The 25,968-nt window shown below is 41.5% G+C and carries 23 protein-coding genes and 1 tRNA gene; 1 reads left to right on the top strand and 23 read right to left on the bottom strand.

What is annotated here, in order from left to right; translation table 11 throughout:
* Window positions 1–14: 14 nt before the first annotated feature.
* The 11 genes from ACZ5L8_RS00275 to ACZ5L8_RS00225 all read right to left on the bottom strand — a co-directional run bounded on the left by ACZ5L8_RS00275 (window position 15) and on the right by ACZ5L8_RS00225 (window position 9,955).
* Complete coding sequence (locus ACZ5L8_RS00275) at window positions 15–1,181, bottom strand: molybdopterin molybdotransferase MoeA (RefSeq protein WP_464438908.1); 1,167 nt, start codon at window positions 1,179–1,181, stop codon at window positions 15–17.
* On the bottom strand, window positions 1,182–2,168 hold the full coding sequence (gene moaA, locus ACZ5L8_RS00270) for a GTP 3',8-cyclase MoaA (protein WP_464438906.1): 987 nt from the start codon (window positions 2,166–2,168) through the stop codon (window positions 1,182–1,184).
* Window positions 2,168–2,611 (bottom strand): molybdenum cofactor biosynthesis protein MoaE, encoded by a 444-nt coding sequence (locus tag ACZ5L8_RS00265; RefSeq protein ID WP_464438904.1) that lies wholly within the window; start codon window positions 2,609–2,611, stop codon window positions 2,168–2,170. The genes moaA and ACZ5L8_RS00265 overlap by 1 nt, the downstream gene beginning before the upstream one ends.
* On the bottom strand, window positions 2,604–3,614 hold the full coding sequence (locus ACZ5L8_RS00260) for a ThiF family adenylyltransferase (RefSeq protein WP_464438902.1): 1,011 nt from the start codon (window positions 3,612–3,614) through the stop codon (window positions 2,604–2,606). The genes ACZ5L8_RS00265 and ACZ5L8_RS00260 overlap by 8 nt, the downstream gene beginning before the upstream one ends.
* Window positions 3,611–3,850 carry a MoaD/ThiS family protein gene (locus ACZ5L8_RS00255; protein ID WP_464438900.1) on the bottom strand — a complete coding sequence of 80 codons (240 nt, stop codon included), beginning with the start codon at window positions 3,848–3,850 and terminating at the stop codon, window positions 3,611–3,613. Before ACZ5L8_RS00255 ends, ACZ5L8_RS00260 begins: the two co-directional genes overlap by 4 nt.
* Window positions 3,847–4,449 (bottom strand): nucleotidyltransferase family protein, encoded by a 603-nt coding sequence (locus tag ACZ5L8_RS00250; protein WP_464438898.1) that lies wholly within the window; start codon window positions 4,447–4,449, stop codon window positions 3,847–3,849. The genes ACZ5L8_RS00255 and ACZ5L8_RS00250 overlap by 4 nt, the downstream gene beginning before the upstream one ends.
* On the bottom strand, window positions 4,446–5,600 hold the full coding sequence (locus ACZ5L8_RS00245; RefSeq protein ID WP_464438896.1) for an XdhC family protein: 1,155 nt from the start codon (window positions 5,598–5,600) through the stop codon (window positions 4,446–4,448). Before ACZ5L8_RS00245 ends, ACZ5L8_RS00250 begins: the two co-directional genes overlap by 4 nt.
* Window positions 5,597–6,751, bottom strand: a complete 1,155-nt coding sequence (locus ACZ5L8_RS00240; protein WP_464438894.1) for a cysteine desulfurase family protein — start codon at window positions 6,749–6,751, stop codon at window positions 5,597–5,599. The genes ACZ5L8_RS00245 and ACZ5L8_RS00240 overlap by 4 nt, the downstream gene beginning before the upstream one ends.
* An 85-nt stretch (window positions 6,752–6,836) precedes the next feature.
* Window positions 6,837–7,202: a winged helix-turn-helix domain-containing protein gene (locus ACZ5L8_RS00235; RefSeq protein WP_464438892.1), complete on the bottom strand. Its 366-nt coding sequence runs from the start codon at window positions 7,200–7,202 to the stop codon at window positions 6,837–6,839.
* Between the two features lie 33 nt (window positions 7,203–7,235).
* Complete coding sequence (locus ACZ5L8_RS00230) at window positions 7,236–9,488, bottom strand: xanthine dehydrogenase family protein molybdopterin-binding subunit (RefSeq protein ID WP_464438890.1); 2,253 nt, start codon at window positions 9,486–9,488, stop codon at window positions 7,236–7,238.
* 11 nt (window positions 9,489–9,499) lie between these two features.
* A complete protein-coding gene (locus tag ACZ5L8_RS00225; RefSeq protein ID WP_464438889.1) occupies window positions 9,500–9,955 on the bottom strand; it encodes a (2Fe-2S)-binding protein in 456 nt (151 codons plus the stop codon).
* 244 nt (window positions 9,956–10,199) lie between these two features.
* Here ACZ5L8_RS00225 and ACZ5L8_RS00220 point away from each other — a divergent pair, with 244 nt between their 5' ends.
* Window positions 10,200–11,033 carry an EcsC family protein gene (locus ACZ5L8_RS00220; protein ID WP_464438887.1) on the top strand — a complete coding sequence of 278 codons (834 nt, stop codon included), beginning with the start codon at window positions 10,200–10,202 and terminating at the stop codon, window positions 11,031–11,033.
* Between the two features lie 351 nt (window positions 11,034–11,384).
* On the opposite strand, the gene ACZ5L8_RS00215 is transcribed toward ACZ5L8_RS00220, so the two are convergent.
* The 12 genes from ACZ5L8_RS00215 to ACZ5L8_RS00160 all read right to left on the bottom strand — a co-directional run bounded on the left by ACZ5L8_RS00215 (window position 11,385) and on the right by ACZ5L8_RS00160 (window position 25,959).
* Window positions 11,385–11,458: transfer RNA gene (locus ACZ5L8_RS00215), tRNA-Arg, on the bottom strand.
* A gap of 30 nt (window positions 11,459–11,488) precedes the next feature.
* Entirely contained in the window at window positions 11,489–11,938 is a 450-nt protein-coding gene (locus tag ACZ5L8_RS00210; protein ID WP_462599490.1) for a GatB/YqeY domain-containing protein, read from the bottom strand.
* Window positions 11,939–12,057: 119 nt separating this feature from the next.
* Window positions 12,058–14,115, bottom strand: coding sequence for a cell division protein FtsZ (ftsZ, locus tag ACZ5L8_RS00205; RefSeq protein ID WP_464438885.1), 2,058 nt, complete (start codon window positions 14,113–14,115; stop codon window positions 12,058–12,060).
* A gap of 42 nt (window positions 14,116–14,157) precedes the next feature.
* Complete coding sequence (gene ftsA, locus ACZ5L8_RS00200; protein WP_464438883.1) at window positions 14,158–15,507, bottom strand: cell division protein FtsA; 1,350 nt, start codon at window positions 15,505–15,507, stop codon at window positions 14,158–14,160.
* Window positions 15,508–15,511: 4 nt separating this feature from the next.
* A complete protein-coding gene (locus tag ACZ5L8_RS00195) occupies window positions 15,512–16,228 on the bottom strand; it encodes a cell division protein FtsQ/DivIB (RefSeq protein ID WP_462599493.1) in 717 nt (238 codons plus the stop codon).
* On the bottom strand, window positions 16,228–17,541 hold the full coding sequence (gene murC / locus ACZ5L8_RS00190) for a UDP-N-acetylmuramate--L-alanine ligase (RefSeq protein ID WP_464440890.1): 1,314 nt from the start codon (window positions 17,539–17,541) through the stop codon (window positions 16,228–16,230). Before murC ends, ACZ5L8_RS00195 begins: the two co-directional genes overlap by 1 nt.
* A gap of 46 nt (window positions 17,542–17,587) precedes the next feature.
* Complete coding sequence (murG, locus tag ACZ5L8_RS00185) at window positions 17,588–18,685, bottom strand: undecaprenyldiphospho-muramoylpentapeptide beta-N-acetylglucosaminyltransferase (RefSeq protein WP_464438881.1); 1,098 nt, start codon at window positions 18,683–18,685, stop codon at window positions 17,588–17,590.
* Between the two features lie 4 nt (window positions 18,686–18,689).
* A complete protein-coding gene (locus tag ACZ5L8_RS00180; RefSeq protein ID WP_464438879.1) occupies window positions 18,690–19,901 on the bottom strand; it encodes an FtsW/RodA/SpoVE family cell cycle protein in 1,212 nt (403 codons plus the stop codon).
* Between the two features lie 6 nt (window positions 19,902–19,907).
* Entirely contained in the window at window positions 19,908–21,242 is a 1,335-nt protein-coding gene (gene murD, locus ACZ5L8_RS00175; protein ID WP_464438877.1) for a UDP-N-acetylmuramoyl-L-alanine--D-glutamate ligase, read from the bottom strand.
* Window positions 21,243–22,475 (bottom strand): phospho-N-acetylmuramoyl-pentapeptide-transferase, encoded by a 1,233-nt coding sequence (mraY, locus tag ACZ5L8_RS00170; RefSeq protein WP_464438876.1) that lies wholly within the window; start codon window positions 22,473–22,475, stop codon window positions 21,243–21,245.
* A 29-nt stretch (window positions 22,476–22,504) separates the two neighbouring features.
* Window positions 22,505–23,968 carry a UDP-N-acetylmuramoyl-L-alanyl-D-glutamate--2,6-diaminopimelate ligase gene (locus ACZ5L8_RS00165; RefSeq protein ID WP_464438874.1) on the bottom strand — a complete coding sequence of 488 codons (1,464 nt, stop codon included), beginning with the start codon at window positions 23,966–23,968 and terminating at the stop codon, window positions 22,505–22,507.
* Window positions 23,965–25,959, bottom strand: a complete 1,995-nt coding sequence (locus ACZ5L8_RS00160; protein ID WP_464438873.1) for a penicillin-binding protein — start codon at window positions 25,957–25,959, stop codon at window positions 23,965–23,967. Before ACZ5L8_RS00160 ends, ACZ5L8_RS00165 begins: the two co-directional genes overlap by 4 nt.
* Window positions 25,960–25,968: the final 9 nt, after the last annotated feature.

The raw sequence follows: 25,968 nt of genomic DNA, 5'->3' as shown, positions 1-25,968 counted from the left end.
AGGTGACGGTAGATTTAATTAATCTGCAAACATTCAATGGGCTCGCCTTTCTTAACAACGGTTTCAGCATTTACAAAAGCGAGCGCATTCCCCAGCGCCATACTTTGAATCATCGATGAACCCTGACCATCCAGAATTTCGATTTTACCATCTGTGTATTTTGCTTTTAAGAAAACCGGGCGGTTGCCTTTGTTCTCATAATCATGATTCAAAGGAAAATAATAACGCGTCAAACCATACTTTTCTGCACCGCTTATTTTTTGCAACAGCGGCAAAACATAAACATAAAAACAAGTCAATGAAGAAGCGGGGTTGCCCGGAAGGGCAAAAATAAATTTGTCTGCCTTTCGGCCAAAAAACAAAGGTTTCCCTGGTTTTTGCATCACTTTATAAAACTGCTCCTCTACTCCATTTTCTTCGAGCGCCTGCTTTACAAAATCATAATCTCCCACCGAAATTCCGCCAGAAAGCAACAACACATCACAAGAATCTAGCGCCGCTGCGATGCCAGACTTTGTAGCTTCATAATCATCTTTGATTTGGATTTTTTCGCTGCAGCGAAAACCAAACTGCTCCAATGCACCCGAGAGCGCAAAACTGTTTGATTCGTAAATCTGTCCTTCTTCTTTGGGTTGGCCAGGAGTGATGAGTTCGTTTCCCGTGGTGATAAGTTTCACAGTTGGTTTTTGAAAAACCTCAATATTTTCTAATCCCAAACTTCCCAGCAAACCAAGCGTTGCTGCATTAATCACATGACCAACTTTAAAAACGATTTGACCTTCCGCAAGTTCACCGCCGCGTTTTCTAATATTCTGACTTTCGCGTGGCATCTCATCAAGAAAAAGCGTTGTGTTTTCTATATTCGTTTTTTCTTGCATCATCACCGCTGTGGTATTTTCGGGAACTTTTGCTCCAGTGAAAATCCGTGCAGCTTCGCCATCTTTTAAAACCAAATCAGCTGTATCGCCTGCGGCAATTTCGCCCACGAGCGTATATTCTTTTTGCAGCCCACAAAGCGCATAACCATCCATCGCCGAATTGTCAAATGATGGCATATCAAAAGGCGCGAGTACCTTTCGCGAAAGCGTAAATCCAAGAGCTTCTGACAATGAATTGGTCTGTGTTTTTAAAGCAATTTCCTGACTTTTGACAATGCGTAGCGCTTCTTCTATCGTAACCATTTATCCTCCTATTGAAATCATTGAGCGGTTTTGCTCGTAGTGGTCGGCGTCCATTTTTACATCCATACCGTCTCGTGAATATTTTTTGGTTTTAATCGCATTGACGATGATGTTGTCAAGTGCTTGACCAGCGCGCATGGGCGTTAGCAAATCAGTCTCAGAATTTGCAAAAAGGCAATTTTTCATCTTCCCATCTGCCGTGACGCGGATGCGGTTGCAATCATCACAAAACGGCTTGGTAATCGTGCTCACAATCCCAAAACTTCCCTCGTGACCTTTCACTTTAAAATTCTGTGAAGTGCTGTGCGCAGGATTTTTCAGGGTTTGGATTTCTCCAAATTTACCCTCAATGGTCTTCAAGATTTCTTCTTGGCTCACGCCTTTGCTCCAGTCCCATTTATTGCCTTTGAACGGCATAAATTCAATGAATTTAACCGCTAGGTTTTTATTTCGCGTAAGCGCTATAAAATCATTGATTTCGTTATCATTCACGCCTTTTATCAAAACCACATTAAGCTTGATTTGCATGTTTAGCTGTAGCGCTTTCTCTAGATTTTGCATGATGCGGTCGTAGTAATCGCGCTTGGTAATAAACACCGATTTTGCCTTATCTAGCGTATCCAGACTCAAGTTGATTTTACGCAAACCTATTTTATCAAAAAGCTCCAGATATTTATCCAGCACGATACCGTTTGTCGTCAATTTCAAGGTCACGCCAAGCTTTGCCAACTCCTCCACGAGATAGCCAAAATTCTTTCGCACAAGCGGTTCTCCGCCAGTCAACCGAACGGTATCCACACCTAAATCCCTAAACGTGCGCGTCAAGGAAATTATCTCCTCAAGCGTCATCACGTTTTCCTTTTCGGTGAGTTCAATTCCTTCTTCTGGCATGCAATAAAAACAACGCAGGTTGCACCTATCTGTCAGGGAAATCCTGAGATATGTATGCGGCCGCCCAAAGTTGTCTATGATTTTTTTCTCTGCCATTATTGATTCACCTTCCATTGATGCGAGTCATCCTCAAAAATCTCTTTCCCAAAAATGGGCACCTTCGCTTTGATTTCTTCCACAAAATAATTAGTGGCCTCAATCGCGATTTTTCTATGCGCCGATGACGTAAAAACAAACAGGCAAAGTTCACCGGTTTTCACCGTACCAAGACTGTGATAAATATGCGCACAAGTGATGTCAAATTTGGCAAAAGCCGCCTCTCTAATCTCATGAAAAACCTGCTCTGCCATTTCCTCATACGCTGTGTATTCTATCGCAGAAACCGTCTTGCCATCCACTTCATCCGCACGTATTTGCCCTAAGAAAATACTATGTGCGCCAATGTTTGTTTTGCTCTGGTGGTTTGCCACCGAAGCCGCTATTTTCTCTGCCGGGATTGCGCCCTGCACAAATACTTTTTTTGGTTTTTTCTTATCCATCAATAATCGTTTCAATTCCTCCTTCTACATTTTTTATGTTGCTAAAACCGTATTTTGATTTCAGCAATTCTACCGCTATGGCACTGCGTTTCCCTGATTGACAAAACACAAAAACGGCATCATTTTTAGGGATTTCTGCATAGCGCTCTGTCAATTCACCCAGCGGAATATTTAAAATATTTCCTTGTGGTTTGGGCTGCTCAAAAACCTCCCGCACATCCACATAAAACCTAGATTTATCATTCAGCGCACAATCAATGCGCACCGGGATTATACCCTCACGTTTTACTTTTTCTATTTCTTCTGGCTTGCGCCAAATATTTATCAACTGCTCTGAGGCTTGCATCATGTTGATGAGCTTTAACTTTCCTGAAAGCACATCGCCCTGACCAAGAATTATTTTTAAAACCTCTGCCGCTTGGAGCGTTCCTAGAATTCCCGGCAAAACTCCCAAAACTCCTGTCGCTTCACAGCTCACATTTTGACGGGTTGTTTTAGGAAACACGCAGCGATAACTTGGCCCATCCTGATAATTAAACACCGAAAGTTGCCCTTCATTCTTATAAATCGAAGCGTATACCCAAGGTTTGCTGGATAAAATAGCGGCATCATTTATCAGGTATTTGGTTTCAAAATTATCTGTACCGTCAAGGATGATATCATAGTTTTTAAAAATCTCTTCAGCATTATCGATTGTAAGCGGCTCCGTAAAAACTTCAAAATTCACCTCGCTATTGCGCTGCTGTAAACTAGCTTTTGCCGCTTCGGCTTTGAGTTTACCCAAATCTTGCTCGGTGTACAAAACTTGTCTGTGCAAATTGGTAATATCCACTTTATCATGGTCCATCAAACCAATTTTACCAACACCAGCGCCCGCAAGATACATAGCCGCAGGACAGCCCAAACCGCCAACGCCCACGATTAGCACGCTTGCATTTTGCAGCTTTTGCTGACCTTCAGCGCCAACGCCATCCAACTTTATTTGTCTATCATACCTACTCATCCTCCCGCAAACGGCGGCAACAACGCCACCTCATCTCCATCCTTTAAAACTGCATTTGTATCCAAGTTTTGGTTTACTGCCACCTGCACAGATTCCGCATCTGGAATGTTGTATTTTTCTACCAATTGGGTCAATAATTCAGTCGCAGAAATCCCTTCTGAAAACTCAAGAACTTCCTCCTGCTTTCCTGCTGCTTCGGCAACTAATCCAAAATATTTTACGTTCAATTTCATCATTCTAACTCCTTCAATTTTTCAACGTCCTCCTCGGTATCCACATCAAAATCGCCTTTTTCAAAGTTCACGGTTTCATATTGAAAACCGGGTAAAAACGTTAGTTTTTTCGCGCCTTCATCTCCTTTTAAATTTCGCAAAAGCGAAAAGGACTCTTGTGCAAAAATCGCCGGCACCCCAATGTTCTCTCCGTATTTTGAGAATGTCGCCATGGGCGCATTTTGTAATTGATTTTCTATCAATTTCTCCAGATTGGCTTTCGCCAAAAAGGGTTGGTCACAAAGCAAGAACACTATATTTTCTGTGTCAGCTTTTCGCGAAAGCGTAGCTTCTAAACCCATTTTTATGCTGGATGAAATTCCTTCATTCCAATTATTATTCTTCACTAAGTCAAAACCGCTCAAGTTAATCTCCTGCTGAATTTCCTCAGCATTAGCGCCAAGAACAAGTATTTTTTCTGCAAAATTAAAATCCTTTACAACATCAATCGCATGCTGCAAAAGTGATTTTCCTTTATAGTTAACTAACTGTTTTGGTCGGCCTAAACGGTTGGATTGCCCAGCCGCAAGAATCACAACAGCTATGTTTTTAAAATTGCTCAAACGCTGACCTTTTGAAACTTGCTTTGCTTATGCTCGTGAATAGGCGTTTCTTTTTCTTTTAAAGAATTCCCGCTGTTTTTTGTCAATACTTTCTGGATTTCCGCTAGGATTGACAAACCGATTTCTGCTGGGGTTTCTGCTCCTATTTCTAATCCTACCGGCGCATGAATTTTTTTGAGGTTTTCATCACTTACTTCTATTCCTTCCTGCTGCAAGTCTTCCTGCATTCTTTGCCATTTTTTCAACGGCCCTAAAATCCCGATATAAGGAATTTGAGCTTCATGCAGCAACAGTTTTAAAACCGCCAAATCGTAATTATAATTATGACTGATGAGCACAAAACATGTGCGTTCATCAATCTTGATATTTTGTAGCGTTTGCTCTGGTTTTGACACTATGATTTGACACGAAGGCGCAAAACGCTGCGCATTGGCATGTGTTGGTCTTCCATCTGTAACGATAACCTTCCAACCCAGAAGTTCAGCTTGATTTGCTAAAATCTGTGCATCATTTCCTGCGCCAACCAAAACCAATTTTACCGGCGGTTGATACGCTTGTATAAAAACATGACTTTTTTCTTCGCCATCATAAACCTCACCAAAATAAGATTGTTTGAGTGCTGTAACTTCCTTGCTTTTCTCCAAAATCCATTGAGAAACTGATTCATGAATTGGCTTTCCGGTTACATTTCCTTCTTCATTCACGAGAAGAAAAGTTCCAAGTTGACTTTTGGATTTATCCAAATTAAAACCCACAACAATCGCCAATGGTCTATCCTGCGTAATCACCACTTTCAGCGTCTCGCAAGCATTATATTTATCCTGAAAATCCAAAGGTTCAAACACAACTTGAATGATTCCGTTGCAACCCAATTGCGCACCAATCACCGCATCATCTTCATCGCTGGTGTCGTAAGTAACCAACTTATTTTCCTGCCGTTCCATAGCCAACAAAGCTTTGCGCAAAGCATCGCCTTCTAGGCAACCGCCACTTATCGCGCCAGTAATATTCCCAAACTCATCCACCAGCATGCGCGCGCCTGCCCTGCGATATGAAGAACCCGCTACATGAACCACCGTCGCTAAAATACAGTGCGTTCCGGCAGCTTTCAACTGCTCATACTCCGCGATGATTGTCTCAATTTCCTTCATGCGGTTACGGATCTTAATTCGTTGACTACGCGTTTTATTTCTGCGGCGGCAAAGGCGACATCTTCTTGAGTTGTTTTATGCCCTACGCTTATCCTCAAACTCGCAAAAGCCACTTCTTCGCTGTGTCCCATCGCGAGCAAAACATGTGACGGCAACACCAAGTTTGCCGTGCAAGCCGAACCGCGCGAAACGGCTAATTTGTTCAATTTCAAAAGTAACTTTGAGCCGTCTACATTTTCAAAAGATACGTTTGTTGTGTTTGGCAAACGCTTGGTTTTTGCTCCGTTTATGATGGCTCCTTCAATAGTTGCCAACTCAGATTCTAGTTGATTTCTTAGTGCTAGTAATCTTGATTTTTCATTTTCCGCTTCCGCGAAAGCTAGTGCGCAGGCTTTACCAAAACCAACTATCGCAGGATGATTTAACGTTCCCGGACGCAGGCCTTTTTCATGGCTTCCGCCAAAGAAATATGCGTCTAATTCAATCTTGTTTTTCTTGTTTATAAAAAGTGCACCAACGCCTTTTGGCCCGTAAATCTTATGGGAAGAAAAAACAGCCAAATCCACATCAAGTTCCCTAAAGTCCACTGGGATTTTCCCGACCGCTTGCGTTGCATCAGTCATGACGGCGACATTTTTTGCATGCGCTAAATCCACGATTTCCTTCAACGGATGAATCACTCCGGTTTCATTATTTGCAAGCATGATACAGAACAAAATCGTTTGGTCTGTAATGGCATTTTTTAGAGCATCCAAATCTATTTCGCCTTGAGAGTTAACATCAAGATACGTGATTTCAAAACCTTGAGCTTTGAGCGCCTTCATGTTTTCTAGAACGGCTTTATGCTCAGTTTTACAGGTAATGATATGATTACCTTTGTTTTTACTTTTTTGGCAAAAGCCAAATAAAGCCAGATTCGCAGCCTCTGTCGCCCCTGAAGTAAAAGTGATTTCGGCTGGGCGGCAATTGACCAAATTCGCAACCTGATCACGCGCATTATCAACCGCATCTTGCGCATGCCAGCCGTAAGAATGGTCGCTACTCGCATTACCAAAAACCTCAGAAAAATAAGGCAACATCTCATCCAGCACCCGTGGATCAACCGGAGTGGTGGCATTATAATCGAGATATATTTTAGAATTAGCGTTCAATGGCAATCGTTATGTTTAAGCTTGCATATCGCAATTTACTAAGTTTTAGGCTGGAAAAAGTATAATATTCAAACAAGAATTTGTTTTAAAGCTGCTCTAAAATGGATTTGTGTTTTAAAAGCGTATTCTCTAAATCCTCCTGCAATGCTTCGTACTTTTTTATGAGCTTAATGCCGGTTTCAGTGATTTCTGCGCCGCCACCTTTTTCACCACCTTTATGCAAAATGACAATGGTTTGTGAAGCATTCTCATTGAGCCTTTTAATTAAATCCCAAGCCTTGCGATAGGAAATCTGTATAGCTTCAGCGGCTTTTGACAGTGAACCTTCCTGCTCAATTTGCTTAAGCAATTGATACGGTCCTGGGCCAAAATATTTTTCGCCATCAGCTTCAACCCAACACCTAACTCGAATGTTTTTACCCAAACTCATGCTATAAAAAAGGCTGCTCAAAATTAAGCAGCCTTTGTGTTTTTAATTTATCAGCTAGACTGCCAGTTCATCATTTTTCATGAATGGCTGTGCATAGTGACGCTTGCCGGTTGCTTTGTATAAGGCATTCGCCAAAGCTCCTTGCACAGGAGGAAACGGCGGCTCACCAAGTCCGGTAGGTGCTACATCGCTTTCTACAAAATCCACCTGAATATTCTTAGGTGCTTCGTTATGACGGATCAAACGGTAAGTGTCAAAATTCTTCTGCTCAGGAACTCCATCTTTAAAGCTCATCGCGCTGTACATCGCATGACCTATACCGTCAATACTACCACCTTCGGCCATATTTACAGCAGCATCAGGATTTACCACAATACCACAATCTAGAGTGCAATATACATTCTCGATCTTTGGTTTTCCATCTTCCATGGTGAGATCAAGTACATGTGCAACGTATGAATTATGACAATAATATGCCGCCACGCCACGGTGTAGATTTGAAGATCTTTGGCCCCAGCCAGATTTCTCTTTTACTAGTTCTAAAACGCCAGCGTAACGCTCAGCGTCGTAGTCGTTATTTTCACCTACAGGATTTTCTTTTGCCTTCTTAAATAGGTCAAGCCTAAATTGAATAGGATCCTTTCCTGCAGCTTCAGCAACCTCATCAAGAAAAGCTTGCTCTGCACCTGCGATAAAATTAGAGCGCGGCGCACGGAAAGCTCCCACAGAAATATTAGAAGGAATCGTCCATTCTTCAGCAAGGTAATGCTCTACCGCTCCTGCCGGAAAACGGTTTGCAAACAAAGGACTCTCAGGAATACCACCAGCTCTTACGTGAAAAGCAATAAGTTCATTATTCTCATCAAGTGCAGCACGGTATTTAGCATGATATGCTGGTCTATATGTACCAAAGGTCATATCATCTTCTCGTGTATAAACTAGCTTCACTGGAGCTTCCATTTTTTGAGAGATCGCAGCAGCTTCTGTCACAAAATGACCATATAAACGGCGGCCAAAACCACCACCCATTCTGGTCATCTGAATGTCAATTTTTTCAAGAGGCATCCCTAATTTATCAGAGACACTTTTCTCAATAAATTCTGGTGTTTGTATGGGCCCCAGAAGTGTTGCCTTATCCGCAGTTACATCTGCAAAAAAGTTCATGGGTTCCATGGTGTTGTGCGCTAAAAATGGTGCTGTGTAATCACTCTCTATAATCTTAGCCGCTTTTGCAAACATCGCTTCTGGATCACCATCTTTTCTTGACACATTGAGATTCTCAAATTTGCCATTTACAGCAGCCATCTCAAACGTATGGTTCTCTGTATTCTCTAGACCAGCTGGGGTCTTCACTTTCATTTCTCCGCCAAAGAAATCCATAGTTTTCTCAGCTTCAGCTGAAGTTTCCCATTCTGCTTTAATGGCTTTCTTGGCTTGCATTACTTGCCAAGTAGATTCTCCTACCACCACAATAAGCTTTGGAAATGCGTCAACATCTACCCAACTCATTTTGTAGTCGCCAGGATAGGTTTCCATCTCATAAACATCTTTAATACCTGGCATCTTCTTTGCCTCTTCAGCATCAAAAGACTTAAGCTGCATCCCGAAGGCTGGCGCGTGAATAATTCCCGCGATCAGCATTCCATCTACTTGCGTGTCGATACCATAAAGCGGCTTACCGGTCACTATCTTTTCACCGTCAACATTTTTCTTTGATTTACCTATGATGGCAAAATCCTTACTGTCTTTTAATTCTACAGTTTCCGGAACTTCAAATTGTGCCGCCGCAGAAGCCATTTCTCCATAGTGTGCTTCTTTGCCGCTTTCATGTTTTAGAACTCCGTTTTCAGTAGTTATCTCTTCTGCTGGCACTTGCCACTCTTTGGCTGCAGCCATAATAAGCATCTGGCGTGCTGTTGCACCCGCGCGACGCAAAGGCTCCCAAGCTAAGCGAATAGACTGACTACCGCCCGCAAGTTGACGTTGATACAGATCTGTATTTAATGGAGCTTGCTCTACGATGACGTTGCTCCAATCTGTATCTAGCTCCTCTGCCACAAGCATAGGCATTGAGGTTTTTACATTTTGACCTATTTCTGGGTTAGGCGACATAATAGTCACCATACCATTGTCTCCTATTTTAAGATAGCCGTTAATTTCAAACCACTCTTTGGGCAATTGTTTTACTTCCTTTTCTGCGGTATCGCAAGAAACTAACCAGTTAAAACCTATTACAAGTCCACCGCCAGCAACTGCAACGTTGCGCAAAAATGACCTTCTTCCTATCGTTGTTTTTACTACACTCATTTTCTTAGTTTTTAGGAATTAGCAGCCGTTTTAATCGCTTTCTTTATACGTGTATATGTCCCGCAGCGGCAAATATTACCACTCATTACATTATCAATATCTTCATCACTAGGACTAGGATTTTCTTTAAGCAAGGCAGAAGCTGTCATGATCTGACCTGCTTGGCAATATCCACATTGTGGAACATCATGCTCTATCCAAGCTTTTTGCACAGGATGATCTCCATTTTCAGAAAGACCTTCTATTGTTGTGATCTCATTATCGCCCACCGTTGAAACCGGCAATTGACATGAGCGCACAGCCGTACCGTTAAAATGCACAGTACACGCACCGCATTGCGCGATACCACAACCATATTTTGTTCCTACTAATTTGAGATGATCCCTAAGCACCCAAAGCATTGGTGTATTAGGATCTACGTCAACCTGCATTTGCTTACCGTTGACCTTAAGAGTGAAATTTGCCATCGTATTCTAGTTTTGCTTAAAGTTAACAAATTGAGCCTTTAGTTACACAATATTGCTAACACCATTAACACAAAGATAAAGAACAAAGCAATGCGCCGGCTTACCAGTATTACAGGTAGGTTTACCAAAATCACTTTAATTATGCTGTATTTTATTTGGCTACAGCCAAATAAATCCTGCTCGCATCACGTTGTAACCTTTACGCATTTGCAAATTTGTAACTTTGATACTCGAAAAAAATCCGATGGAATATCCACTAACCAAAACGCCTACGATCGCTGACGATGATGCGATGATCATTGCAAAAGCAAAGCATGATCTAGAAAATGTCTCTTTCATCATGAAGGTCTTTAATACCGTAGGAACTCCTATAGATGCTGGGCTTGTGCTTCTGCCGAAGAAAATACAATCTAAGGTGAATCTTACCGCACAAAAAGCTTTGCAAGTATCGATACGCGCGAATCTTGCAACCATGCAGAGAGATGGCGCACCACGGCCTGCGATAAAAAATGCGTATAAAATCGTTACAGGAATTTCGGGAGCGGCTGGAGGATTTTTTGGTGCGGCGGGTTTTACTGCAGATCTTGTGGTTTCAACTAAATTCATGATGCGCTCCATTCTGGATATTGCGAGAAGTCATGGCGAAGACATTAACACCATAGAAACTCAACTTGCCTGCATGCAGGTTTTCGCTCTAGGCGGAACCACTAAAGACGACGACGATCTTGATATAGGATATTATGCCGTGCGTAGCGCATTACAGTCTGCTACAAATCAAGCAAAAGCTTATATCGCTGAACAAGGAACTAAAAACATTATCAAAAATATCGCCTCACAAAGCACATCGCCAGTCGCAAAATTTGTAAGTCAGATCGCATCAAGGTACAGCATACAAGTAGGCGAAAAGTTTGCTGCACAAGCGATACCTGTAATAGGTGCCGTTGCTGGCGCATCCATAAATGTCACTTTTATAAGTCACTTTCAAAAAATGGCAAGTGCCCATTTTGCCATGCGTCAACTAGAGCGTAAGTACGGCAAAGAAAATCTGCAGAGTTTCTATCAACAGATCTCTTTATGAGAAGAATGACAATGTAGACTTTACTCGATCAAAATACTGTGATCAATCACTGGTGAATTGTGTATTAAATAAATAAAATAAAGATTGAGAAGAATCACAAGTATAAGAAAAACAGCAAAATACATCATCTTACGACGATATCTATTATTTAGTTCTTCATCGTTCATTTTAAGTCAGTTGGTGGGTTAGTCAACTTAAAATTCTTTCAAAAAAGACAAACTTTTGTGGAATGTTTTTTAAAAATCGTTAAACAGCATGTTTTTAACATTCTTCACTTTTTAAAATTGACGTGCGTCAATTTTAGTGATTTCTACAAATAATAAAGCCCATCAATTGATGGGCTTTGATTCGTGACTGCGGAGGGATTCAAACCCCCGACCGCTGGAGCCGAAATCCAGTGCTCTATTCAGCTGAGCTACGCAGCCGTTCTTTTCGCTTTAAGCGAAAAAAATATCTTACATAAGTTTAGACTTAACAATGCTTGAGATGGTCTTGCCATCTGCTTTGCCGGCCATTTTTTGAGAAGCTAGGCCCATTACTTTGCCCATGTCTTTCATACCTTCTGCGCCGGTTTGTGCGATAACTTCCTCAACAATAGCACTAATCTCTTCTTCACTAAGCTGCGCAGGTAAAAACTTCTGGATCACTGCTGCTTGCTCTAGCTCTTCTTGCGCCATATCTTCACGGCCTTGCTCTTGATAGATCGCAGCGCTATCCTTGCGTTGTTTTACAAGTTTTTGAAGCATTTGTATCTCTTGTTCTTCAGTAAGATCTTTGCCCGCACCACTCTCTGTTTGTGCATTAAGAATCGCAGACTTTATAGCTCTTAAAGAAGTTAAAGCCACTTGATCTTTTGCCTTCATAGCTTCCTTCATCGCGGTCATTACTTCTGCTTGTAAACTCATATTGCTTTAATTTTTAGGATAGCGAAGATAAGTATTATTGCCTACTTAGGGCATAAAAAAATCCCGGCAGTTGGGGAACTTACCGGGATGCATAACCATAGGTTTTAGGTCAAGTTAAACTAGTCTACATTGTCATGCAAAAATGAGTTATTGCTGCGCAATTGTATCTCATCATTATCTGTATTAAGCGTGGTTCTTGAGATCTTGCCATCTGTTGCAGATCGCTCATTAAGATCAACGCCCATGCGCTTGTATGCTGGTTGTTTTTCAATCTCGTCTATACGAGCATGACTGTGATTGAATTTGTAATTAAACTCCTTCATCATACGTCTGCGCTCTGCAGCACGCTCTGTAAGTAATTTTGAGATCGGGCTGTTCATAGGATCGCCAGCAGCATCTTCTTGGTCTTCCTTAGGCTCTTCCTTTTGAACCGTTTTTTTCTCCATCCCAGCAAACTCATCCACTTCTTCTTTTTGTGGGGCTTGCGCCGAAACAAGACTTTCTTCAACATCCATGTAATCATCCAAGCTGTAACGCTTTTCACCGTTCTGGTTAATCTCTGTTACAGGAACAACTTCAATAGCATTATTTACGTGAATGTCATTTACATCTTCTTCCTCCTCTTCAAGTTCATAAACTATAGTTGAAGGTTTTTCTTCAATTTCCTGAGGCTTCTCAACTTGAACGGGCTTCTCATCGTTTACCGGAAGATCAAAAGACAGCGTGAATTGCTCTTCTTCTTTTTCTTCTTTAACCGGCAAAGCTGACTGATTAAGATCTACGATCTCAAACTCTACGTCCTTTGCGTTGTAATCTAGAACTTCTTCATAGTTCACGACCATATTGCGAATAAACTCAGTAGTAGGAATAAGATCCATTTGAGTTTGTGCTTGCACAGGCTCTTTCTTAACCTCTGGCTCAGGCTGCTGCACTGGCTTCTTCTCTCTTTCTCCTAAGATCACATCTATAGGTTCTGGAGTATCATCAAGCGTATGCACAACAATCTTAGGCTCTTCTGGCTCAATTGCTTTAGCTTCTGGAAACTCAGGTTTATCTGCTTCTTCAACCTCTGTTGTTGACGCAGGAATATTAATTTGCCCGTTGCTTTTTGGCGAAAGCTCATGCTGCGCACGCTGCTCGTCCTCTAGCGTATGGATTATTTTTTTAGTCTCTGTATTAGCGATCTCATTTTGCTGTTCTACATTAAAACCAGTAGCGATGATCGTTACAGAAACTGCATCACCAAGACCTTCATCTTCACCCACACCCATAATGATGTTAGCGCTATGACCAGCCTCAGACTGAATATGATCGTTGATCTCACCTATCTCGTCAATAGTGATCTCTTCTGTACCAGAAACGATGAGCAACAATACGTTCTGAGCACCTGTGATCTTATTGTCATTAAGCAATGGTGAGTCTAATGCTTTTTGAATTGCTTCGGTTGCACGGTGGCTTCCGCTTGCATGCGCACTACCCATTATTGCCGTACCGCTATTGCTAAGCACGGTCTTAGCATCACGAAGGTCAATGTTTTGTGTATAGTGGTGAGTTATAACTTCGGCAATTCCGCGAGAAGCGGTAGCAAGAACCTCATCTGCTTTACTAAAGCCAGCTTTAAATCCTAGATTACCATAAACTTCTCTTAGTTTGTTGTTATTGATAACAATAAGCGAATCTACATGAGAACGTAAGCGCTCAACACCTAGCTGTGCTTGCTCGTTACGCATTTTCCCTTCAAATTGAAAAGGAATAGTAACAATACCCACAGTAAGAATATCAAGTTCCTTTGCCATTTTTGCGATAACTGGCGCAGCTCCTGTACCAGTACCTCCACCCATACCAGCGGTGATAAATATCATCTTGGTATTTGTGTTTAGCATGCCTTTAATTTCCTCTGTACTCTCTAGCGCTGCTTGCTCACCTATATCTGGATTAGCACCAGCTCCCAGACCTTCAGTAAGGCTTACACCCAGTTGAATTTTGATAGGTACAGGACTGTTTTCTAAGGCTTGTGAATCTGTATTACAGATCACAAAATCTACGCCTTTAATTCCCAATTGAAACATGTGATTAATGGCATTGCTACCACCACCACCTACACCAATCACCTTAATGACGTTGCTCTGGTTTTTGGGAAGGTCAAAAGAAATGTTCTCAAACTCCGTGTTGCTCATAATATTCAGTTTTACTCTTTTTCGTCAGTTAGTCAATTTTTCTTATTCTGCATTATCCAAGAAATCCTTGAATTTATCTATCCATTTATCAAAAATAGATTTGCGCTCCTTTTGCGATGCTGTAGCGCTTACATCTTCATGTGTTTCTTGCGGCTCTTCTGCTTCATAAGCAGGTTCTTCCATTAATGTTTCTGGCTCCTCAATAACCTCTTCTTTCTTAAGACGATTATTTCTATGTTCCAGACTGTTCATCACAAGTCCCACAGCAGTAGCATAAACCGGGCTGGTAGTCTCACTATCACTATCGCCGGCAAGATGCTCGTTAGGATATCCTATTCTGGTATCCATACCTGTAATATATTCTACAAGCTGCTTTAAATGTTTTAATTGAGATCCACCACCGGTAAGAACGATACCCGCGATAAGCTTCTTCTTTTGCTCCTCGTGACCATAGTTCTTGATCTCTAGATATACTTGCTCAATAATTTCAACTACACGAGCGTGTATGATCTTAGAAAGGTTTTTTAAGGTGATCTCCTTAGGTTCTCTACCTCGCAAACCTGGTATGCTTACGATCTCGTTATCTTTATTTTCACCTGGCCATGCTGAGCCAAATTTTATCTTAAGCAATTCTGCTTGCTTCTCGATAATGCTACAACCTTCTTTGATATCCTCAGTTATCACATTTCCACCGAAAGGGATAACAGCTGTATGCCTAATGATACCATCTTTAAAAATGGCAAGATCTGTTGTACCACCACCTATGTCAATAAGCGCTACACCAGCTTCTTTTTCTTCTTGGCTTAATACAGCATTGGCTGATGCCAAAGGTTCTAATGTGATATCGTCAAGGCTTAACCCAGAACTTTTCACACATCTTCCTATATTTCTAATACTCGAAACCTGCCCTACAACCACATGAAAGTTAGCTTCCAGTCTACCGCCATACATCCCGATAGGCTCTTTTATTTCAGCCTGACCGTCAACCTTAAATTCCTGCGGAAGCACGTGAATTATCTCTTCTCCTGGTAACATAACCAGTTTATGCACTTGCCCGCATAATTTCTCAATATCATCTGCGCTGATCACCTCATCTGCATCAGGTCTTGTGATATAATCGCTGTGTTGTAAACTGCGAATATGTTGCCCAGCAATACCCACAACCACATCTTCAATCTTTCTTCCAGAAGCGCTCTCTGCCTCTTGTATCGCCTGCTGTATGGATTGAATGGTCTGGGTAATATTATTAACCACACCACGGTGTACACCAAGGCTTTTGGATTTTCCAATTCCTAGGATCTCCAGCTTGTTGTAGTCGTTATAGCGCCCTACCATGGCAACGATCTTCGTTGTACCAATATCCAGCCCTACTGCGATGTTGTTATCTTCCATACACTTACTTTTTTGTACCCACAACTTGTCCCCTGAACCTCAGGTCCACAATTTTGTAGGTTTCCAAACTTTTATCTTTGCTTGCCTTTTGAAAAAAGGCTTTGTAATTGTTGAATTTTGATTCCAGATCCTGCACTTTCCCAACGTCTATACCATAATCCAGAACTCTGGTGTGTAATCTGTAGTTTCCTTTAGGCGTTCGCTCTATTCCCACAATTTGTTCACTCAACATCGCATCCTCCTTGATAAATTGCAGTAATGGAAGCACCTCCAGAACTTTATCTTTTTTGAGCCCTTCAACTATGGGCACTCTTGCCGAATAATTAGAAGACAGCGGCATCGCCACTCCCAACTCATCGATATAATATGCAGACTCCCCATTAACGCGCGCGAGGGGCTTGCGCTGTTTAACATTTGCTCCTATAAAACCGTCTATCGTGCGATAAACATCTGCCTCCGCGATCATTGCATTGGCATCAAGCCGAGCCTCTAATTCACTCAAAGCTAAAATTTCTTTGCCTTGAACCGTATCTGCCACATTTTTTTGTATCAACAATTTATCAACGGAATCTGCCGTGATAAAAAGGTTCGTGTCGCCTTCAAAATTGATGCGAGTATCCACGATCTCACGCGCTTCATTTCGGTTTTTTGCAAAGCCAAAAAGAAACAGCACAACAACCGCTAACGCAAAAATCTTTATGTAGAACCAGTTGATCTTCATTAACCTAATTCTTCAGCTACTTTTAAAATTTCTTCTCCTATATCTCCTGCGCCCAGCATCACCACCACGCGCTTATTTGATCCTTTTATGGCTTGCGCCAAATTGCTCTTCTCCACTAGACCTTTTCGCGAAAGCGTGATATCTTCTAACAATGCCGCAGAAGTCACGCCTGCGATAGGTTCTTCTCTTGCAGGATAAATATCAAGCAGCATAACCTCGTCAAAACGCGATAGACTTGTGGCAAAATCATCTATAAAATCTCTTGTGCGACTGTACAAATGCGGCTGAAAAACAACCAAGATCTCATCATCTGGATACATCTCTCTCACCGCCTGATGCACAGCATCGATCTCTGCAGGATGATGCGCGTAATCATCGATCAGAACAAGATCATCTGTTTTAATTCGGTATGAGAATCTGCGATTCACTCCCTTAAAACTTGCAAGCGCCGCAGGAAGTTTATGAACGTTTACGCCCAACTTTAATGCCATTGCTAGCGCCATGCTCGCATTAAAAATATTGTGTTTGCCTGGCAAATGAAATTCTAGATTATCAAGACTTCCGGCCTCATGATGCAGGTCAAAAATGTAATGACCATCTCTCACTTGTATATTGCTCGCATTATAATTTGCCGAAGGATCTTCAACACCCACAGTTAAACCTTCTAAAGGCAAACCACTTTTTATAAACAGACTCCCGCCCATTTTAATTTGCTCTGTAAAAAGTTTGAAAGTTCTTGTAAGATCATCCGCAGTACCATAAATATCCAAGTGATCTGCATCCATAGAATTTATGCACGCTAAGTCTGGCTCAAGCTGCAAAAATGATCTATCAAATTCATCTGCTTCTACCACGATCACATCTTCACCAGTATGCACGATATTAGAACTGTAATTCTCTGCAATACCGCCTAAAAAGCCTATCATAGGCACGCCGGTTACAGCTAATAAATGTGCTAAGATCGTCGTTGTTGTTGTCTTACCATGTGTACCCGCAACTGCTAAACAAAACTTGTTTTGGGTTAACCAACCAAGAACTTCTGCGCGCTTATGCAGATCAAAACCATTCTCTCTAAAGTACGTTAACGCTTTATGCGATGCCGGCACAGCTGGCGTATACACCACTAGTGTTTCTGCCGCATTCATGAAAGTCGCAGGAACATCATCAACACCATCTGTAAACACCACAGGAATCTCAAGAACTTCTAACGCTTTAGTTACCGCACTAGGCGTTTTATCATAGCCAGCCACATGCTTCCCCGCGCTTTTAAAATAGCGCGCAAGTCCGCTCATCCCGATCCCGCCGATGCCTATGAAATAAATGTTCTGTATGTTATCTAGTGTCTTCAGATATTATTTTTTATTTGGCTGCAGCCAAAAGTTTTTCTACCTCATCTACAATATCGCTTGTAGCTTGCGGCAAGGCCAGTTGCTTTATCTGTAAAGCCAACTGATCTTGCAGTTCTTTATTATTCAAAAGCTCAGAAAACTTCGTCGTAAACTCGGCGTCCATCTCTGATTCTTTAACCATCAAAGCCGCATTGTGCGCCACAACTGACTCAGCATTTTTGGTTTGATGATCTTCAGCAACGTTAGGCGACGGGATGAAGATCGTAGGTTTACCCACAATACATAACTCAGATACTGATCCCGCTCCTGCTCTACTGATTATAAGATCTGCTGCTGCATACGCCGCATCCATATTGTCTATAAACGGAGTGACTTTTACTTCATCAAGATCTTCAAACTTCTTATACTGCTCATGGTAAAGTTTGCCGCATTGCCAAAGAATCTGCACATCATGATCTAAGATAAATTGAAGATTATCTGCGATCAATTTGTTAATCGCTCTCGCCCCTAAACTTCCACCCATTACAAAGAGTACGGGTTTATTTGGCGTAAGCCCAAGCATTTTTATTGCGCTTTCTTTATCAATTCTCACCTCAACCAGATCCTTACGCACAGGATTTCCGGTTTTTATGATCTTGTCTGCCGGGAAGAATTTCTCCATCCCATCGTACGCCACACAAATTTTCTGAACCTTTTTTGCCAGCAATTTATTTGTGATACCCGCAAAGCTATTTTGCTCTTGTACCAATGCCGGCACGTTGTATCTCGTTGCCATTTCTAACAGCGGACCACTAGCAAAACCGCCAGTTCCCACAACGGCATCAGGTTTAAATTTGCGAATGATCTTTGCGCTTTTAAAAAGGCTACTCATCAACTTAAAAGGAAAAGCAAGATTCGTAAGAGTCAACTTGCGTTGAAAACCTGCGATCCACAATCCTTCAATTTTATAACCTGCCTTAGGCACTTTTTCCATTTCCATGCGATCTTTAGACCCCACAAACAGAAATTGCGCATCAGGATAGCGAGCTCTTAGCTCATCTGCAATAGCAATCGCCGGGTAGATATGTCCACCGGTTCCTCCGCCTGATATGATGAATTTATAACTCACTTTTTTATATTGTTTCACTCAAGACTTCTAGAGGATTCATCTCTTCTTCCTCTTTATCCTCCATTGCTTTAATTTCTTCTCTTTTTGCGCTTACGCTAAGAATAATACCTATCGCAAGACACGTCATCCAGATAGATGTACCACCACTACTTACAAGCGGTAATGTTTGTCCCGTTACCGGGAAAAGTTCTACCGCAACCGCCATATTGATCAACGCCTGAAAAATGATAGGCAGACCAACACCCACAGTGACGAGTTTACCAAAAATGCTTGACGACTTATGCGCCACGATCACGATCCTGAAGAGCAACAACAAATACAGCAGCATCAGAAAAAAACCTCCTAATAAACCGTACTCCTCAATAATGATCGCAAAAATGAAATCTGATGAAGATTGCGGAAGCACATACTTCTGCACGCTTTCACCAGGACCTTTACCAAAAACTCCACCGGTTGCGATGGCGATCTTTGCTTTTTCTATTTGATAGCCTTCTTCCGTAGGCTCGTTATTCCAATAACTTTCTATTCTACTCTTCCAGGTGTCGATACGGTTTGGCATCATCTTAGGAAAAGCTAACGCTAGCAAAATAAACAGACCAAAAGCCGCAACACCAGTTCCCACAACAACCCCGATATACTTAAGCGGATAACCGCCCAGAAACACAAGCGTAAGTATCATCGCAAACATGATCGCTGTGGTAGAAAAGTTTGCTGGCAAGATCAATGCAAGCACAAGCCCCACAGGAGCCCACAAAGGCAATAAAGTTTCTTTAAATGTGATCTCTTTATCTTTAATTCTACTTAAATATCTCGCCACATACACCATCAAAACAACAGAGGCCAGCGTAGATGTTTGAAACGTTAATCCCACAAACGGGATCTTGATCCATCTACTTGCATTCGCCCCGTCTATCGTGCTTCCCTGAGCCATAGTAACAACAAGCAAAACAACAATAATGGGCAACAGGATAATTGACAGTCCTTTGAAATATTTAAAAGGCACTTTATGCACACCATAAATGATCGCAAACCCAAGCACAAGGTGCATTAGATGCCTTACTAAAAACTTAAGCGTATTACCGTCGCTATATAAATAAGCGAGGTTACTACTAGCGCTATACACTGGTAAAAAAGAAAATACAGCCAGCAGACCAATAATGGCCCAAATAGACTTATCTCCTTTTAAATTCTTGAATATGTTACCAGTTTGCGCCATGTATCCTTACAGGTTTCTTACCGCTTCTTTAAATTGTCTCCCTCTGTCTTCGTAATTCTCAAAAAGATCAAAACTTGCACATGCTGGTGACAACAACACATTATCACCTTTTTCAGCAAGCTTGTAAGAGATCTTTACAGCTTCAGTGATAGACTGTGTTTCTATGATCACATCTACCATTCCTGTAAAATGCTCTAGTAATTTTTTATTATCAACACCTAGACAGATGATGGCCTTCACCTTTTCGTTGACTAACGGATAAAGATCTCTATAATCGTTACCCTTGTCTATACCACCCACGATCCAAACGGTTGGCGAACTCATGCTATCTAGCGCATAAAAAGTTGCGTTAACATTCGTAGCCTTGCTGTCGTTAATGTAATTCACATTATTGATCTTCAAGAAATTCTCAAGCCTGTGCTCTACACCTTGAAAACCTTCAAGACTCTCACGAATTGTCGCCTTGCGAATGTTTAATAAACGCGCTACAGTGGCTGCCGCCATTGCGTTTTTTTGATTGTGCGCCCCTTTAATTGATAGGTCTGCTGTCTTCATTAAAAATGTGTTGTTACCTGTTATAATTTTAATATTGTTGTCTTCTATAAACGCTCCTTGATCCAGCTTTTTCTCAATGGAAAATGGTATTAATTGAGCCTTTGTAGGATGATCTTTTAACCAATCTGTTATCACCACATCATCTGCATCATAGATCAAAAAATCATTCTCTGTTTGATTCATCGTAATGCGAAACTTTGAGGCGATATAATTCTCAAATTTGTACTCATAGCGATCCAGATGGTCTGGTGTGATATTCGTTAACACCGCAATGTGCGGAGCAAAATTTACCACGCCATCTAACTGAAAACTGCTAATCTCAAGCACAAAATGATCATGCTCTCCTTTCGCCACTTGCTCAGCAAAACTGTCGCCTATATTCCCTGCTGCTACACTGTTTATATTTGCTTGACGCAAAATGTAATCTGTCAAGGTTGTTGTAGTCGTCTTGCCGTTGCTTCCTGTAATGCCTATGATCGTCGCATGTGTATACTTTGCTGCGAATTCAATCTCTGAGATCACGGGAGTCCCTTTCGCTTTAAGCGCTTTAATAATTGGCGCCTTATCAGGAATTCCTGGACTCTTCATCACAAGATCTGCATTGAGAATTTCAACCTCTGTGTGGCCGCCTTCTTCCCATTTTAAATCAAGATTTTTAAGAACGTCTTTATATTTCTCTTTTATTTTTCCGAAGTCAGAGAGAAAAACTTCGTATCCTTTTTGCAATCCTAAAATCGCAGTTCCCACGCCACTTTCTCCACCACCAAGCACCACCAATCGCTTCATCTATCGCACTTTTAAGGTTACAATTGTGATGATAGCAAGAAGAATTCCCACGATCCAGAATCGGGTTACGATCTTGCTTTCGTGTATTCCTTTCTTTTGATAATGATGGTGTAAAGGCGACATCAAGAAAATGCGTTTTCCTTCGCCCGTTTTTTTCTTAGTGTATTTAAAATAGCTCACCTGAAGCATCACACTTAAGGTTTCCATAAAGAAGATTCCGCATAAAAGTGGGATCATTAATTCTTTACGAATCGCAATAGCGATCACGGCGATAATTCCACCAATGGTCAAACTTCCTGTATCGCCCATAAAAACCTGTGCAGGATAAGTGTTATACCACAAGAATCCCACGAGCGATCCTACAAATGCTGATATGTAAATCACCATTTCACCCGTGCGCGGTATGTACATCACATTGAGATAATCACTAAAAATGATGTTACCAGAAACCCAGGCAAAAATCCCGAGTGTCAATACTATTATCGCAGATGAACCTGCCGCGAGACCGTCAATTCCATCCGTAAGATTTGCACCGTTAGAAACTGCTGTTACAATGAAGATCACGATAGGGATAAAAATCAACCAAGCGTATTTTACATAGTCTTCGCCTAACCAGCTAACGATCTTAGAATAGTCAAATTCGTTGTCCTTTGTAAAAGGGATTGTAGTGGTTAAAAGCTTCTTTTCTTCCTTAAATTCTTCAGGTGAACTTTGTGTGATCTCTTCTGTAGAATTTTTAGGATTTACAATTTCTTCCTGCACGGTAATTCCTGGATGAAAGAACATCGTTGCACCAATGATCACACCTAGACCAACTTGTCCTACGATCTTAAATTTACCAGCAAGACCTTCTTTGTTTTGCTGTTTCATTTTAAGGTAGTCATCCAAGAATCCTATAGCTCCCATCCATAAGGTCGTAACGATCAATAGCAAAACATAAATGTTATCGAGCCTTGCGAATAAGAGCACAGGAATCAAGGTTGCCAGAATGATGATGATCCCACCCATTGTTGGGGTTCCGGCTTTTTCTACCTGACCTTCAAGACCTAGATCTCTAATGGTCTCTCCCATCTGCTTACGCTGCAGATAAAGGATTATTTTTTTACCCCAAATCGTAGAAATAGCAAGCGAAGTAATGATCGCCATTGCCGCTCTAAAGGAGATAAACCCAAAAAGGCTCGCTCCAGTGAGGTTGTATTCTTTCTCTAAAAATTCAAAAAGATAATAAAGCATATCTCTGGTTTTCCGCTTTCGCGGAATGGTTACTTATTCAATTCTTTGAGCAATTCGCTCACGGTTTCAAAATCATCAAAATGTGATCGCTCGCCATTAACCTCTTGATAGGTTTCATGCCCTTTACCGGCGATCAAAATGATATCATTTGTATTTGCCATCTGGCAAGCGGTCTTTATCGCCTGCTTCCTATTTGTGATCGATAGCGTTTTATTAAAATTTTGTGGCTCCACTCCCTTTTCCATCTCCTCAATGATCACATCAGGATCTTCCGTTCTAGGATTGTCGCTAGTAAAAATGGCCTTTGTACTTAATGCCGAAGCTAAGTGCGCCATTTTTGGACGCTTAGTTTTATCACGATCTCCGCCACAGCCCACAACAGTGATCAGCTCTTCATTTTTCGTTCTGATATCGTTGATGGTTCCCAGCACATTTTTCAATGCATCTGGCGTGTGTGCATAATCTACAATTGCTGTTATGCCTTTCGGCGAAATAAAATACTGGAACCTCCCGCTTACACTTTGCAATTCGCTAAGAAGCTTTAAAGCCTCCATTTGTTCAAGGCCTAGCAATTCCGCGGAAGCGTAAATAGCGATAAGATTATAGGCATTAAAAGAACCTATCAACTTTGTCCAAACAGAATTATCACCGATCTTAAGCAACAGTCCGCTAAACTGATTCTCTAGCACCTGCGCTTTATAATCTGCATAGCTTTTTATAGCATAGCTGTATGTTTTTGCCTTAGTATTCTGTATCATCACCTGCCCGTTCTTATCATCTACATTTACCAATGCAAAAGCATCTGCAGGCAATTCATCAAAAAATCGCTTCTTCACATCACGATACTCTGCGAATGTGTTGTGATAATCCAGGTGATCATGCGTGAGATTTGTAAAAATCCCGCCAGCAAACTTTAATCCTTTAGTACGCTGCTGATGAATACCATGCGAACTCACCTCCATAAAGCAATATTCAACACCAGCATCGCTCATTTGTGCGAGATAGCTATTGATCGCAAGCGGATCTGGAGTTGTATGCGTAGCGGCAAATTCTTGATCTGCCACCATAACTTTTACTGTAGAGAGTAATCCAGAAGCAAAACCAGCCTTGGTGAACAATTGATATAAAAGCGTTGCAATTGTGGTTTTACCGTTTGTACCAGTAACACCCACAAGCTTTAAATTCTCAGAAGGATTCCCGTAAAAATTAGAAGCCATAATAGCAAGCGCACTAGCAGAATCTGTTGTTTCTACATAGGTCACGCCATTGATCAATTCTTCTGGCAACGCCTCACATACGATGGCGATCGCTCCTTGATCTACAGCTTTTTTAATATAATCATGACCATCAACCTGCGTACCGCGCACAGCGATAAACACATCATTAAGCTGCACTTTGCGCGAGTCAAAATGCAGTTCATTAACGGAAATATTCGTGTTCCCCGAAACAGACTCGAGTGAAACACCATACAATATGTCCTTTAATATGATCATGAAAGTTGTAATGTTATTACCTGATTTTTATTGATCGCCGAACCTGCGTTAACTGATTGTGATCTAACTTTTCCAGTTCCTTTGAACTTTACTTTAAGTCCTAAGTTCTCTAAAAGCGACACCGCATCCATACCGCTCATACCGCGTACATCTGGAATGGTTTTGTGTGATTTTTGAGATTTTGAGTAGTACGATCTATAATCTTCTTCTACTCTTTTTTCATTGGCTTGCGCCAAAATAACTTCGTCAACAATAGGAGTATCGCTGTAAATTTTATGAGCGATCTTTTTAAAGACTGGCGCCGCAACTATATTTCCATAATACCCTATGCTTTTCTTAGGCTTATTCACCACCACGATGCAAGAATATTTGGGATCATCTGCCGGAAAATATCCTGCAAATGATGAGATATATCTTCCTGGCTCGATCCAGTATTCTGTTTGACAGGTTCCTGTTTTACCTGCCATAGAAAATTGAGGCGAATAGATATTATCTGCCGTACCACGTTTTACCACATTTTCCATCAATTTCTTCACCTTATCAATGGTTTCTTGTGAACAGATCTTTGGGTTGATCACTTCTTTATCAAACTTCTCAATGGACTCATCCCATTTTTTCACCTCACGGATAAATCTTGGTTTTACCATTTCGCCATCATTAGCGATCGCGTTATAAAAAGAAAGCGTTTGCAATGGCGTCATAGAAACTCCGTACCCAAAAGCCATCCACGGCAATGTTGTACCATACCAGTTTGCATCACCCGGATAAGGGATCTTTGGCAAACCTTCTCCTTTAATACTTAAACCCAATTTATTGTTGAGCCCCATGTTATAAAGACGCTTCACAAAACGCTTAGGATCGTCTTTGTAATTCTCGGTTATCATTTTGGCGAAAGCCGTATTAGAAGAAAGCTCAAAAGCCGTCCCCGCCGAAATTTTACCATAACCACCCCAGTGCGAATCGTACACCGTGCGGTTGTAAAATTTCACTCGGCCATTCTCTGTATCTACGATGTCACTTGTATCTATCACTTTATCCTCTAGCGCAGCCGTTAAGGCCATAAGTTTAAAGGTAGAACCTGGCTCATGCGACTCGTAAACCGCATAGTTTCTCGCCTCATAATAATTACCATCTTCTGTGCGACCAAGGTTTGATATTGCTTTGATCTCGCCGGTTTTGGTTTCCATAACCACAACACAACCGTGATCTGCTTCAAATTTTTCTAACGACTCAAGCAAAGCATGATGTGCGATATCTTGAATATTCACATCAATTGTAGAAACCACATCAAAGCCGTCTTGCGGCTCTACGATATTGTCAATTCCTATTGGTTTCCATTGGCCTTTTGCGATGCGCTGCTTTAACCTACGACCTTCTTTACCGCGCAAATAATTACTGAAAGCACCTTCAAGACCTACACGAGTGTAGTATCCATTCTCATCACGACGTTCATAACCCACGGTTCTTTCAGCCATTTTATCTAATGGATGCTCGCGCACCGTTTTACTTTCAGCAATAAAGCCGCCACGATAAGGACCTTTATTAAACAAAGGCAAGCCTTTTACAGCCATGTATTTTGAATACCCTAAGTTTCGGGTGATGAATAAGTATCGGTTTTTGTTTGCTCGAGCCTTACGCAGTCGATCTTCATAATAAGCCGCCGGGTGATCACCCAATTGCTTCGCAAGCCCTTTCGCTAAAGCGGAAACATTTTCTTCAAAATCATCATCGTTAGGCGCTAAAGCATCAAATCGCACTTCATATTTAGGAACAGAAGTAGCCAGCAGACTGCCGTCGCCAGCGTAAAGATTACCGCGATTAGCCGGAATGGTGAATAAGCGTTCAGTGCGCGCCTCTGCGAGCTCCTTATACTTTTCTCCTTCTGAAAACTGAATGTTCAATAGCTTAAATGCGACGAAGATGGCGAAGATGAACATACCACCTGCCACAAAATACATTCGGTTCAATATGTTCTTTTCGCTCACTGCCATAAGAACATT

Source organism: Leeuwenhoekiella obamensis (assembly GCF_055391795.1).
The sequence above is the reverse complement of the archived record's forward strand: the minus strand, read 5'-3'. Positions and strand labels throughout refer to the sequence as shown.